Source organism: Pseudomonas sp. JV245A (assembly GCF_032424515.1).
GTDB lineage: Bacteria > Pseudomonadota > Gammaproteobacteria > Pseudomonadales > Pseudomonadaceae > Aquipseudomonas > Aquipseudomonas protegens.
In genome coordinates this window covers 64,828-77,853 of sequence record NZ_VYKE01000015.1, presented here as the reverse complement: position 1 = coordinate 77,853, position 13,026 = coordinate 64,828, and the positions used below count along the sequence as shown (strand labels likewise).

Below are 13,026 nucleotides of genomic sequence, written 5' to 3'. Positions count from 1 at the left end.
ATCGCCTGCTCCAGTTCCAGGGCGTTCCAGGTGGCCACCTGGGCGGCCATGGCCGAGCGTTCGGTCACCGCTCCCAGCACCCGTTCGGCGGCGGCCCGGTGCTGAGGTGCGTTGGTGTGCAGGCGAATCCAGCCGTCGCGGCTGGCGTAGTCGCCGGCAATCGGGTCCCAGGGTGATGGCAGGCTCCAGCCCTGCGGGCGGATCGAGCTGGCGAACCAGAACGAGGCCAGGCGCCGGTCGACGCTGACCTCTGGCAGGCGTCCGGTCTGGCTGTACAGGAGTTCAGCGACTGCCTGCCCGGCAGCGGCAATGCTGGCGCTGGCCAGGTCGGTCACGGCGAAGGCCGAGGGCAGGGAGCCCTGGCCGGTTTGCCGGATGCTTGATGACGCCAGGCCCAGCGCGGCCTGGATGGATGCGAGTAACTCGGTCATGGCCCACTCCGTGGATCAGAGGAGGGCATTGCACCCTGAAACTGCCGCGGCTGTCGATCACCCCAGGTCATCGGCCGCGGCTGGCGCCGGAGCAGCGCTTACACGCGGAACTGATCCATGAGTTTCATTTGCTGGGTGGCCAGGGCATTGAGCTGGCTGCTGACCTGGGCCGACTCACTGGCCTGTTCGGTGAGGGTTTCGGTCACGGTGCGAATCGCCGAGACGTTGCGGTTGACCTCTTCGGCCACCGCGCTCTGCTGCTCGGCAGCGCTGGCGATCTGCAGGTTCATGTCGCTGATCACAGTGACCGCGTCGCTGATCTTGCCCAGGGCCTGGACTGCCTGCTGGATCTGCCCGGCATTGTTCTGCGCCTGGCTCTGGCTGGCGTGCATGGTGGTCACCACATCCCGGGTGCCGCTCTGGATGCGTTCGATCACCACGCGGATTTCCTCCACCGAGTCCTGGGTGCGCTTGGCCAGGTTGCGCACTTCATCGGCCACCACGGCGAAACCGCGGCCGCTTTCCCCGGCGCGAGCCGCTTCGATGGCGGCGTTGAGGGCCAGCAGGTTGGTCTGCTCGGCAATACTGCGGATCACTTCCAGCACCGACCCTATCTGTTCGCTGCTCACCGCCAGGGCTTCGACTTCCCCCACCGCCTTGCTCACCTCGTCGGCCAGCAGGCTGATGTCCCGGGTGCTGCGCTCGATGATGGTCATGCCTTCCTTGGCCGACTGGTCTGCGCCACGGGCGGCCTGGGCGGCATTGGAGGCACTGTTGGCAACATCGTGGGCAGTGGCGCTCATTTCGTTGGAGGCGGTGGCCACTTGATCGATTTCGCGGAACTGCACTTGCATGCCTTCACTGGTCTGGCGGGCGATCTCCGAAGACTGGTCGGCGGTGCCCCGGGCTTCGGTGATGCTCTGCTTGATCTGGGCGATGGTCGGTTGCAGCTTGTCGAGGAAGCGGTTGAACCAGCCCACCAGTTCGCCGAGTTCGTCTTTCTTGCTGTAGTCCAGGCGCTGGGTCAGGTCGCCGTCGCCGCTGGCGATGGCCTTGAGCATCTGCGCCACGCTGTTGATCGGGCGGGTCACGCCCGAGGCACTGAGCCAGATCAGCAGCAGGCCCAGCAGGCCGGCGCCGACGGCCACCAGTACGGTTTTCACCGTGCCGCTGGTCTGGGCATCATCCAGCAGGCCTTGCAGTTTTACCGAGTCTGCCAGCAGCACTTGTTGCGGCAGGTCGATGGTGACGCCCCAGGGCTTGGCATCGGCAATCGGGCTGAAGGGGTAGACCGCGCGGATCAGTTCACCCTGTTGCAGGACCTTGTTCTGGCTGCCGGCGAGCAGCGCGAGGATATCCTTGCCCTGGGCGCCGAGGGTTTCGTTGATGTTCTTGCCGACCTGGCTGGCGTCGGCGCCCACGGCCGCCAGCAAGCCGCTGCCGGCGACGATCATCATGTGCCCGGCACCGTTGAACAGAAAGCGCTGGGATTCGCCGGCCGCGGCCTGCAGGGAGTCCAGGGCGATGTCGACGCCAATCACCCCGATGACCTTGCCGTCCACCAGCAAGGGCTGGGAGATGGTGGTCATCAGCACCTGTTTCTTGTCCTCGCCGATGGTGTCGGCGTAGGGGTCCAGCAGGCAGGTACGGCGGCTGTCGCGGGGGCAGGTGTACCAGACGTTGTAGGGGGTGCCGCTGAGGTTGAGGGTGGTCTTGGTCAGGTCGTCTTCCACCATCACGGTGTTCAACTGCTGGCCCCCGGATCGGCTCCAGTAGGTGGCGAAGCGCCCGCGTTCGTTGGAAGCACGGGCTGCGTCATTGAGAAATTCGCTGTCCTTGCCATCCAGGGCGTTGGGTTCGTAGGCCAGCCAGATGCCGAGCACTTTGGGATTGCGCTCGAAGGCGGTCTTCAGGCTGTGGTTGAGCTCTTCGCGCAGTGCCGCAGCTTCCAGGCCGCGCTTGCTCGCCATGTCACGCAGGTCGCGTACCTGGTCCGCCAGGGCGGTGATCACCAGGTTGCTTTCACCGAAGGTCTTCTGCACCCGTACTGCCTGGTCGGCGGCCTTTGCCTGCAGCAACTCTTCGACCCCGGCGGTGAGCATCCGCGTGCTGGAGGTGTTGACCAGTTGGTTGTTCTGCTGGCTCTGGTACAGGTTCATGCCGACGATCAGCGCCACTACGCCCAACAGGCACAGTCCGGACAACAGCACTATTTTCAGGCGAATGGAGAGAGAGTCGAACATGGGGGCGATCTCGCGAAAGGACGGATGGAAAGCACGGAATCGGATGACTCCGGTCGCCAAGTCCATTCAGCGCTATGCCCGGAACATCGGCTCGGGCGGCCTTTGCGTGAGGGGCTGCCGACGAACGGTCATGTCCTTGACATATATGGCCTCAGGGGCAAGGGCATAGCTGCCAGCGGGCGCAGGTCAGGAGGCCTGCGGCAGGGCTTCTGGGCGTGACCAGATCCACAGGTTGCCCAGGGTCATGCCGGCAATGGCGGCATACATCGTCCAGTGATGGTTGAGCAGGGTCAGCATCAATCCGGCACACAGCAGCATGCTGACCGTGGCGCTGATCTTGGCCTTGCGGCTGACGATCCGGCCGTTGCGCCAGTTGCATAGGATAGGCCCGAACAGGCGATGGTTCTCCATCCAGGCGCTTAGCCGTGGCGAGCTCTTGGTGGCGGCCCAGGCAGCCAGCAGGATGAACTCGGTGGTCGGCAGGCCGGGTACGACGATGGCGATCAGGCCGATGGCCAGGCTGACATAGGCCAGCGCGCCAAACAGCAGGCGGGAAATCTTCGACGAGGAGGGGCGAGTGGGGGTCATGGTTTCGATGATGAGGTAACGCGTCGTACGGCTCAATCCGCGAATGCCGCCGGCCGACAAAATACCGCTGCGGGCAGGGGCACGCCTTGGCGCGCCACCTGCCCGCAACTACGCGGGTCAGGCCGGTTGTGCGGCGCCGGAGTAAGCCTGTTCCAGCAGCACGGTGAAGCGGTTGAAGGCATCCAGGGCACCTTTTTCCGCCGCGGCTTCTTCTTCGGCGGTGAACTCCAGGCCGTCGAGGATGCGAGTGAAGGTTTTCCAGCCTTCGGCGCGGCCACCGGCTGGTTCGCCCAGGTGACGGGCACCGAAGGTTTCGCTCAGGCCCAGGCCCACGGCACGCTTGATCAGGAACGCGGCACCCAGCTTGGAACCCTCGGAGACGAAGATCCAGCCCAGGGCTTCGGCCTGGCTCGGGTTGCTGACGGCACCGGCCACTGGTGCAGGAACCTCGGTTTCCAGGTCGGCCAGGTCAGCCTTGGCAGCTTCGGCGCGGCAGCGCTCGGCCAGGTCCGGGACGATCTTGTTCAGTTCGGCATCGTTGTACAGGTCCACCAGTTCCGACTGGAACAGGTACTGGGCCACCACGAAACGGGCGAATGCACCTTGGGTTTCGAAGGGCGCATGGGCCTTGACCAGGGCGTCGAGCTTGGAATGCGGCTCGTGGGTGATCTGGTTCAGGCGTTGGGAGCGCAGGTGGTGACGCTGGGAGGAATCCTGGGAGGTCATGCAGATGTCCTTGAGAATGAGAGGCACTTAGTGACTAGACGAACAAGAAGACGCGACACAGTAAAAAATCCTCACTGCCTTGGATGAAAAAGGGCAGTGAGGTGTCCAGGCGTCAGATATCCCACACCAGGTTGACCGAGAAGTTGCGGCCTGGCTGGGTCAGGCGGTCGAGGTTGGCGGGGTTGAGCATGCCGGCCTCGCCGACGCCGTCATAACCGCGCACGTCGTCCCAGTTCCAGTATTTCTTGTCGGTCAGGTTGTACAGGCCGGCGTTGACAGTGACGTCGTCGGTAACCTTGTAGAACCCGGTGAGGTCGAGATTGCCGAAGCCGGGGGTCTTGAACTGGCTGCTGGTGGTCAGGCCGTCCGGGGCTTTGAACGCAGTGTCATCGACCCGATCCTTGCGCTTGACCAGGGTCCAGCTGAGCAAGGTGCCGTAGTTATCCTGGTCGTAGCCCAGGCCAAACACCGCCTTGAGCGGGTTCACGCTATTGATCGGTTCACCGTTGTCGGCATTGCGACCGTAGGCGTATGCCACCGAGCCCAGGGTGTAGAGGCCCTGTGGAGCACCCAGGGCGTCCAGGTTCAGGCGGCCCTTGGCTTCGGCACCCTTGATGGTGGCGTGCTTGATGTTGGCGGTCTGGAACTTGATCTGGTTGTAGCCGGGAGCGATGGCATCTTCGTTGATGAAATCGCTGTACTTGTTATAGAACACCGCCACATCGAAGTTGCCGTGTTCGAAGTTGCCGCGCAGGCCGGTTTCCCAGCTCTTGCTCTTCTCCGGCTTCAGGTCCGGGTTGGGGGTGACCGAATAGCCGGCACCCGGGTTCTCGAAGCGTCCGAACAGCGCCTTGGCAGTCGGTGTGCGGAAGCCTTCGGCGTATTGGCCGTACCAGGTGTATTGCTCGGTCAGCGCGTAGGTCAGGCCGAACTTGGGCGACAGGCGATGCCAGGTCTTTTCGTTGGCATTGATTTCCGAGGCCTTGCCTCCGGCGGCGACGATGGTGTTGACGAACTCGTCGGTCACGTGAGGTTTGAGCTGGGTGTAGTCGTAGCGCAGGCTGGGCAGGAAGGTCCAGTCGTTCCACTGGATCTGGTCCTGGACGAACAGACCATAGGTGTTGATGGTCGGGTCCGGGAAGTCGCTGGATTTGGGGATGCTGTCTCCCCGGGATGCGCTGGGGGCTCCAATGGCCGAGCAGTTGGTGGCCACGTTCAGGCAGGTGGCGGTGCCATAACGGTAGCCGGTCACTTTCTGTTGCTTGATGTTGGTGCCGTAGGTCAGCAAGTGCTCGGTATCGGCCAGGGTGAATGCCTTGTCCAGTTGTGCATCGAAGACCCACTGCTTTTCCTGGTACAGGGTGTCTCGGGTGCGCGCCACACGGCGCCCGGACTGATAGATCTCGTCGGCATGCTGGTCGGTCTTGGCGATCTGGTAGTTCAGGCTCCACTTGATCTTGTCCGCCAGGACGCTGTCGAGGGCAAAGCTGTGTTCCAGGCCGAAACGCTCGCGGGTGATGGTGTCGTTGGCGGTGCGGGCGCGGTACAGGTTGCTGCCGGTGCCGTTGAAGAACAGGCCGCCGACCACACTGCGCTGGTTGCTGTCGCGGTCGTCCTTGTACTTCTCGTAGGTGAGGCCCAGGCGCGAATCGTCGTTGTAGTCCCAGCCCAGCTTGGCCAGCACACTGGTGGTGCGCACGGTTTCCGGGTTGGCTTCGGTACGGTTCAGGCCGGTGCCGCCGGTGCTGCCGTAGGATTCGGTTTCGCGGCCATTACGTTGGCTCAGGTGCAGCAAACCGTCGAATTCGCCGCTGCGCCCGGCGAAAGTGCCGGAGGTCAGCCAGCTGTTGTCGGACGAGCTGTAGCCGCTTTTCAGGCGGGCGCCCAGATCCTGGCCTGGCTTGATGATGTCATCCGGGTCCAGGGTGAAATAACTCACAGCGCCGCCGATGGCGTTGCTGCCATACAGCGCCGAAGCCGGGCCGCGGAGGATTTCCACGCGCTTGATGATTTCCGGGTCGACGTAGTTGCGCTGGGTTTCAGCGTAGGGCCCGTTGAAGAAGCTGCTGGGCACTTCTACGCCATCGACCTGGGTCAGGATCCGGTCGCCGTCGATGCCGCGGATGTTGTAGCCACTGATACCGCCGCCACGCAGGCCCGCGCCACCCACCGAGACGCCTGGTTCATAACGGGTCAGTTCGCGGATGTTGTTGACGTTCTGGCGGTCGAGTTCTTCCCGGGTGTGCACGCTCACGGTGCTGGGCACCGAGTTGATGTCCTGCTCCTGACGGGTGGCGCTGATGGTCACCTGCTGCAGGTTCACCACATTGGCTGCGCTGCGCTTTTCCAGAACGATGTTGTTGTTGCCCAGCTTGCGGTAGCTCAGGTTGGTGCCGCTGAGCAGCCGATCCAGGGCCTTTTCCGGTGGCAGCGAACCGCGCACGCCCGGGGAGGACACCCCGCTGCCCAGCTCCGCCGGCAGGCCCACTTGCCAGCCGGTGACCGCAGTAAAGGCGTTGAGCGCCGATACCAGCGGCTGCTGGGCGATAGCGAAGTTGTAGTTGCCCATGCGCTGGCTGGAGGATGCCGGGGCATCGGCGGCCACCACGGGGGCAGCGTGGACGCCGGCCAGCAGGATGGCTGCGGTCAGCAGCGACAGGGTGCAGTTTTGCAGGCGGGCACAGGGAACAGGGGATCGGCTGTTGAGGCGAGGGGACATCGAGAGCGCTCCGGGTCGCACGAAACTTTTATAGGTGCAGATACACATTCAAAATGCGAATCAGTTGCATTGGCTATAACGAGACGTACGACCCGTAGAGATCGCGTAAAAATAATTGTTCTCAGTTGAGAATCACTAGTGCCGGGAACTCGGAAAGCCGTGCCGAAGTGATGTGGGCCAGGGAACGCACCACATCCAGAGGCTGATCCAGGCGGTAGTTGCCGGTTACCGCGACCTTTGCCAGGTGTTCGTTGTTGTTGACGATCCAGCCCGGGTAATAGCGCCGCAGTTCGGCCAGGACCTGGCTCAGGGGGCAGTTCTCGAACACCAGGCGGCCCTGGACCCAGGCCAGCTCCTTGTCGGCGTCGAGCCTGGCCGGCTGGTCGAAGCCCTGGGGCCCGACCCGCACGCTTTCCCCGGCGCGCAGGCGCAGGCGCTGGTCGGCGTGGGTGGCGCGCAGGTCGATGTCACCGCGCTGCACCTGGACTTGGGCCACGCCGTCCAGGTAGCGCACGGCAAAGGTGGTGTCGCGCACGCTGGCCTTGACCGGGCCGGCGTCCAGTTCCAGGGGCAGGCCGCGATTGCCGGGGATCTCGAAGAAGGCTTCGCCCTGGTACAGCCGGGCCACGCGCTGGTGATCGTTGATGTCGCTGGAAAAGGCCGAGTTGGTGTTGAGCAGCACCTTGGAACCGTCTTCGAGCTGCAGGCGCTGGCGCTCGCCGACCTGGGTCAGGTGGTCGGCCTGCAGGCGCAGCGGCAGGTTGCTGAAGCTGAATAATCCGAGCAGCAGCACCGCGGCGGTGGCCAGGGGTTTCCAGTGGGGGCGCAGGCGCGCCAGGCGCGAGACTTTCGGTGGCGCTGCCAGGGTCAGGGCGCATTGCGCCACTTGCGGGCCATTCCAGATCGCCTGGGCCTTTTCGAAGGCCTGGGCGTTGAGCGGTGAAGCCGCCAGCCACTGATGAAACTGGCGCACTTGTTCCTCGTTCGGATGTTCCAGCTCGATCAGCCAATCCAGTGCCTGATCCATGGCCAGGGTGCTTGAGTGCGGGCCGGCAGGGGTGGGCGGCTCGGCGCTGTGAAAATCCGTCACGGGTGTTCCTCGGCTGCGTCTGTGCGCGGCTGTTTTTTCAAGAGAGAGCGAAAGCCGGCCAAGGTTAACAAAGGCTCGGGGCTGCCGCAGTCATTCTGCTCAGCGGTTGAGACTCACTGGCCGTCGAGACGTTCGGCGACGCCGATGCAGATGGCCATGATCAGTTTCAATTCCTTTTGCACCGTGCTCAGTGAAACCCCGAGCTCGTCGGCGATCTCCTGGTAACTGTGGCCGTGCAGGCGGCTGAGGATGAAGATCTGCTGCTGGCGCGGGCTGAGCTGGCCGAGGCTGAGGTTCAGGCGTTCCAGCATCTGCTCGGCGTGGGCTGCGTCTTCGGCACTGCTGACGGGCGCGGCGACATTCTCCACCACCTCCGGCGGTACGTCTTCGAGCAGGGTGCGGCCCTGGATGCGCCGGGCCCGCAGGTGATCCAGGGCGAGGTTGCGCGCGGTCTGGAAGACAAAGGGTTCAAGGTGCGTGATCGGCCGCTCGCTCAGGGCCCGGGTCACGCGCAGGTAGGTTTCCTGCAGCAGGTCTTCGGCGGTGCTGTGGTTGTTGACCATCCGCTCCAGCGTTCGCAGCAGAGAAATGCGTTGGGTGAGGAAGACGTGGTTGAAGTGCGATTGACTCACAGCAAGGCCTGATCCATTTTTTCAGCAGATGATAATGATTGTCATCTACGTCAATGGTCAAGCCTTGCGTGAATTATCCTCGGCCGGCCAGGTAGGCCTGATAGTCGGGAATCCGGTGCTCATGGGCCTGGTTCATCAGCGGGCTGCTGAGCAGGTAGTCGGCGCTGCACTCGTTGCAGGCCACCGGAATGTTCCATACCGCCGCTACCCGCAACAGGGCCTTGATGTCCGGATCATGGGGCTGGGGTTCGAAGGGGTCCCAGAAGAACACCAGCAGGTCGACCCGTTGCTCGGCAATCTGCGCCCCCAGTTGCTGATCGCCGCCCAGGGGGCCGCTGATCATGCTTTCCACCGGCAGCCCCAGGTGCTTGCTCAGCAACAGGCCGGTGGTACCGGTGGCAACCAGCTCGTGCTCGGCCAGGCGCGCCTTTTGCCGCCCGGCCCACTCCAGCAGGAACGCCTTGCAGTGGTCATGGGCGACCAGGGCGATGCGCTTGCGCGCGGCCATGGTCTTGTGGGTGAAACTGATACCGATCATCGACGAATATCCGTTTTATTCCGCGTTGCACAGGGCCAGGCAGTTATCCAGCATGCGGTTGGAGAAACCCCACTCGTTGTCGTACCAGGCCAGCACCTTGAGCAACCGGCCACCGCTGACCTTGGTGTGGTTGGCGTCGAAGATCGACGACAGCGGATTGTGGTTGAAGTCGCTGGAGACCAGCGGCAGGGTGTTGTAGCCGAGGATCGTCGAGTGCTGGCTGGCGCTCTTGAGCAACGCATTGACCTCTTCGGCGGTGGTGTCGCGCTTGAGGGTCACCGTCAGGTCCACCAGGGACACGTTGATCACCGGTACTCGCACGGCCATGCCGGTCAGCTTGCCAGCCAGCTCCGGCAGCACCAGGCCCACCGCTTCGGCAGCGCCGGTCTTGCTCGGGATCATGTTCTGGGTGGCCGAACGGGCGCGATAGGGGTCGCTGTGGTAGACGTCGGTGAGGTTCTGGTCGTTGGTGTAGGCGTGGATGGTGGTCATCAGGCCGTTGTCGATGCCCAGCTCGCGGTGCAGTACCTGGGCCACTGGCGCCAGGCAGTTGGTGGTGCACGAGGCGTTGGAGATGATCTGGTGCGACTGGCGCAGGATGTCGTGGTTGACCCCGTAGACCACGGTGGCGTCGGCGCCCTTGGCCGGGGCCGAGATGATGACCTTGCGGGCACCGGCGGTCAGATGGGCGGCAGCCTTGGCGCGGTCGGTGAACAGGCCGGTGCATTCGAACACCACGTCGATCTTCTCCGCGGCCCAGGGCAGTTCGGCCGGGTTGCGGATGGCGCTGACGGCAATCCGGTCGCCATTCACGGTGAGGCTTTCCTGATCGTGTTCGACTTGGGCGTCGAAAGTGCCGTGCACGGTGTCGTATTTCAGCAGGTGGGCATTGATAGCGCTGTCTCCGAGATCGTTGATAGCGACGATCTGCAGATCCTGGCGATAGCCTTGGGTATAAAGTGCGCGCAGGACGTTACGGCCGATACGGCCAAAACCATTGATTGCGATTCGAAGAGTCATGTGCAAACGCCTGTCGTTGAATTTGTTGTTGGAATTACAAGATTATTCGCATAGAAATAGAAAACAAGCCTTTTTAGTGGCAATATTTTGTCTTATCTACAACGAGTGACCTGAATCAACTGGTCCAAATGGTCAGAAACATCCTCCGCTGTCCCTGAGCGGTGGCGCGTCTGATCAGCATAGACAAACAGGTCGCCACATCCGTTAGCCTGGAGTTCTACACATGCATCCCCGCGTTCTTGAGGTCACCGAACGGCTTATCGCCCGTAGTCGCGCCACTCGCCAGGCCTATCTCGCGCTGATCCGCGATGCCGCCAGCGATGGCCCGCAGCGGGGCAAGCTGCAATGTGCGAACTTCGCCCACGGCGTGGCCGGTTGTGGCACCGACGACAAGCACAACCTGCGGATGATGAATGCGGCCAACGTGGCAATTGTTTCGTCATATAACGACATGTTATCGGCGCACCAGCCTTACGAGGTGTTCCCCGAGCAGATCAAGCGCGCCCTGCGCGAGATCGGCTCGGTGGGCCAGTTCGCCGGCGGCACCCCGGCCATGTGCGATGGCGTGACCCAGGGCGAGGCCGGCATGGAACTGAGCCTGCCGAGCCGTGAAGTGATCGCCCTGTCTACGGCGGTGGCCCTCTCTCACAACATGTTCGATGCCGCGCTGATGCTGGGGATCTGCGACAAGATTGTCCCGGGGTTGATGATGGGCGCCCTGCGCTTCGGTCACCTGCCGACCATCTTCGTTCCGGGCGGGCCCATGGTCTCGGGCATTTCCAACAAGCAGAAAGCCGACGTGCGCCAGCGTTACGCCGAAGGCAAGGCCAGCCGCGAGGAACTGCTGGAGTCGGAAATGAAGTCCTACCACAGCCCCGGCACCTGCACCTTCTACGGCACCGCCAACACCAACCAGTTGCTGATGGAAGTCATGGGCCTGCACCTGCCGGGCGCCTCTTTCGTCAACCCCAATACGCCGCTGCGCGACGCCCTGACCCATGAGGCGGCGCAGCAGGTCACGCGCCTGACCAGGCAGAGCGGGGCCTTCATGCCGATTGGCGAGATCGTCGACGAGCGCGTGCTGGTCAACTCCATCGTTGCCCTGCACGCCACGGGCGGCTCCACCAACCACACCCTGCACATGCCGGCCATCGCCCAGGCGGCGGGCATCCAGCTGACCTGGCAGGACATGGCCGACCTCTCCGAGGTGGTGCCGACCCTGTCCCACGTCTATCCAAACGGCAAGGCCGATATCAACCACTTCCAGGCGGCGGGCGGCATGTCGTTCCTGATCCGCGAGCTGCTGGAAGCCGGCCTGCTCCACGAAGACGTCAATACCGTGGCCGGCCGCGGCCTGAGCCGCTATACCCAGGAACCCTTCCTGGACAACGGCAAGCTGGTGTGGCGCGACGGCCCGATCGAAAGCCTGGACGAAAACATCCTGCGCCCGGTGGCCCGGGCGTTCTCTGCGGAGGGTGGCTTGCGGGTCATGGAAGGCAACCTCGGTCGCGGCGTGATGAAGGTTTCCGCGGTGGCCCCGGAGCACCAGATCGTCGAGGCCCCGGCCGTGGTGTTCCAGGACCAGCAGGACCTGGCCGATGCCTTCAAGGCCGGCCTGCTGGAGAAGGACTTCGTCGCGGTGATGCGCTTCCAGGGCCCGCGCTCCAACGGCATGCCCGAGCTGCACAAGATGACCCCCTTCCTCGGGGTGCTGCAGGACCGCGGCTTCAAGGTGGCGCTGGTCACCGACGGGCGCATGTCCGGCGCTTCGGGCAAGATTCCGGCAGCGATCCATGTCAGCCCCGAAGCCCAGGTGGGTGGCGCGCTGGCCCGGGTGCTGGACGGCGATATCATCCGCGTGGATGGCGTCAAGGGCACCCTGGAGCTTAAGGTAGACGCCGCAGAATTCGCCGCCCGGGAGCCGGCCAAGGGCCTGCTGGGCAACAACGTTGGCACCGGCCGCGAACTCTTCGCCTTCATGCGCATGGCCTTCAGCTCGGCAGAGCAGGGCGCCAGCGCCTTTACCTCTGCCCTGGAGACGCTCAAGTGAAACTGGCCCTGGTCGGTGATATCGGTGGCACCAACGCGCGCTTCGCGTTGTGGAAAGACCAACAACTGGAGGCGATCGAAGTCCACGCCACTGCGGACTACAGCTGCCCGGAAGATGCCATCAAGGCCTACCTGCGGGACCAGGGGCTGGCCCTGGGTGCCATAGGTTCGGTGTGCCTGTCGGTGGCCGGCCCGGTCAGCGGCGATGAGTTTCGCTTCACCAACAACCACTGGCGCCTGAGCCGCCAGGCTTTCTGCCAGGCGTTGCAGGTGGACCAACTGCTGTTGGTCAACGACTTCTCGGCCATGGCCCTGGGCATGACCCGCCTGCAGCCGGATGAATTTCGCGTGGTTTGCGAAGGCGTTGCCGAGCCCTTGCGCCCGGCCGTGGTGATCGGCCCGGGCACGGGCCTCGGGGTGGGCACCCTGCTGAACTTCGGCGACGGTCGTTACATGGCCTTGCCGGGAGAGGGCGGGCATGTCGACCTGCCCTTGAGCAGTGCGCGGGAAACCCAGCTCTGGCAGCACATTCACGACGAGATCGGCCATGTCAGCGCCGAGACCGCCCTCAGCGGTGGCGGCCTGCCCCGGGTGTATCGGGCGATCTGTGCGGTGGACGGCCATGAGCCGCGGCTCGAGACACCGGAGGCCATCACCGCGGCCGGCCTGGCTGGCGACCCGGTCGCCCGGGAAGTGCTGGAGCAGTTCAGCTGCTGGCTGGGCCGGGTGGCGGGCAACAACGTGCTGACCACCGGGGGGCGTGGCGGGGTGTACATCGTCGGTGGGGTGATTCCGCGCTTTGCCGATTTCTTCATCCGCAGCGGCTTTGCCAAGAGCTTTGCCGACAAGGGTTGCATGAGCGATTACTTCAAGGGCATCCCGGTGTGGCTGGTGACTGCGCCCTATTCCGGGCTCACCGGTGCCGGCGTGGCCCTGGAGCAGGCCCAGGGCTGACGCCGCCCTGGCAGGCGACCCGGCATCAGGCATAAT

The 13,026-nt window shown here is 63.9% G+C and carries 10 protein-coding genes and 1 pseudogene; 2 read left to right on the top strand and 9 right to left on the bottom strand.

All coding sequences use genetic code 11. From position 1 onward, the window contains the following. The 9 genes and pseudogenes from F6S12_RS07110 to gap all read right to left on the bottom strand — a co-directional run. Positions 1-431: pseudogene (locus F6S12_RS07110) on the bottom strand (acyl-CoA transferase); the annotation flags it as partial. Between the two features lie 98 nt (positions 432-529). After that, positions 530-2,674 carry a methyl-accepting chemotaxis protein gene (locus F6S12_RS07105; protein WP_152686386.1) on the bottom strand — a complete coding sequence of 715 codons (2,145 nt, stop codon included), beginning with the start codon at positions 2,672-2,674 and terminating at the stop codon, positions 530-532. 186 nt (positions 2,675-2,860) lie between these two features. Next, positions 2,861-3,262 carry a YbaN family protein gene (locus F6S12_RS07100; RefSeq protein WP_053153419.1) on the bottom strand — a complete coding sequence of 134 codons (402 nt, stop codon included), beginning with the start codon at positions 3,260-3,262 and terminating at the stop codon, positions 2,861-2,863. Between the two features lie 117 nt (positions 3,263-3,379). Beyond that, positions 3,380-3,988 (bottom strand): biliverdin-producing heme oxygenase, encoded by a 609-nt coding sequence (locus tag F6S12_RS07095; protein WP_011062882.1) that lies wholly within the window; start codon positions 3,986-3,988, stop codon positions 3,380-3,382. 112 nt (positions 3,989-4,100) lie between these two features. Then, on the bottom strand, positions 4,101-6,707 hold the full coding sequence (locus F6S12_RS07090) for a TonB-dependent receptor (RefSeq protein WP_161466161.1): 2,607 nt from the start codon (positions 6,705-6,707) through the stop codon (positions 4,101-4,103). A gap of 121 nt (positions 6,708-6,828) precedes the next feature. Continuing rightward, entirely contained in the window at positions 6,829-7,797 is a 969-nt protein-coding gene (locus tag F6S12_RS07085; RefSeq protein ID WP_011062880.1) for a FecR family protein, read from the bottom strand. Between the two features lie 113 nt (positions 7,798-7,910). Beyond that, a complete protein-coding gene (locus F6S12_RS07080; RefSeq protein WP_011062879.1) occupies positions 7,911-8,429 on the bottom strand; it encodes an RNA polymerase sigma factor in 519 nt (172 codons plus the stop codon). A gap of 73 nt (positions 8,430-8,502) precedes the next feature. Then, entirely contained in the window at positions 8,503-8,967 is a 465-nt protein-coding gene (locus F6S12_RS07075) for a methylglyoxal synthase (protein ID WP_011062878.1), read from the bottom strand. A 15-nt stretch (positions 8,968-8,982) separates the two neighbouring features. Continuing rightward, positions 8,983-9,987 (bottom strand): type I glyceraldehyde-3-phosphate dehydrogenase, encoded by a 1,005-nt coding sequence (gap, locus tag F6S12_RS07070; protein WP_011062877.1) that lies wholly within the window; start codon positions 9,985-9,987, stop codon positions 8,983-8,985. Between the two features lie 223 nt (positions 9,988-10,210). Here gap and edd point away from each other — a divergent pair, with 223 nt between their 5' ends. Continuing rightward, positions 10,211-12,037: a phosphogluconate dehydratase gene (gene edd / locus F6S12_RS07065; RefSeq protein ID WP_072450791.1), complete on the top strand. Its 1,827-nt coding sequence runs from the start codon at positions 10,211-10,213 to the stop codon at positions 12,035-12,037. Beyond that, the gene (locus F6S12_RS07060; RefSeq protein ID WP_053153413.1) at positions 12,034-12,990 is read left to right on the top strand and encodes a glucokinase; all 957 of its coding nucleotides are present in this window, start codon (positions 12,034-12,036) and stop codon (positions 12,988-12,990) included. The genes edd and F6S12_RS07060 overlap by 4 nt, the downstream gene beginning before the upstream one ends. The last annotated feature ends 36 nt before the right edge of the window (positions 12,991-13,026 follow it).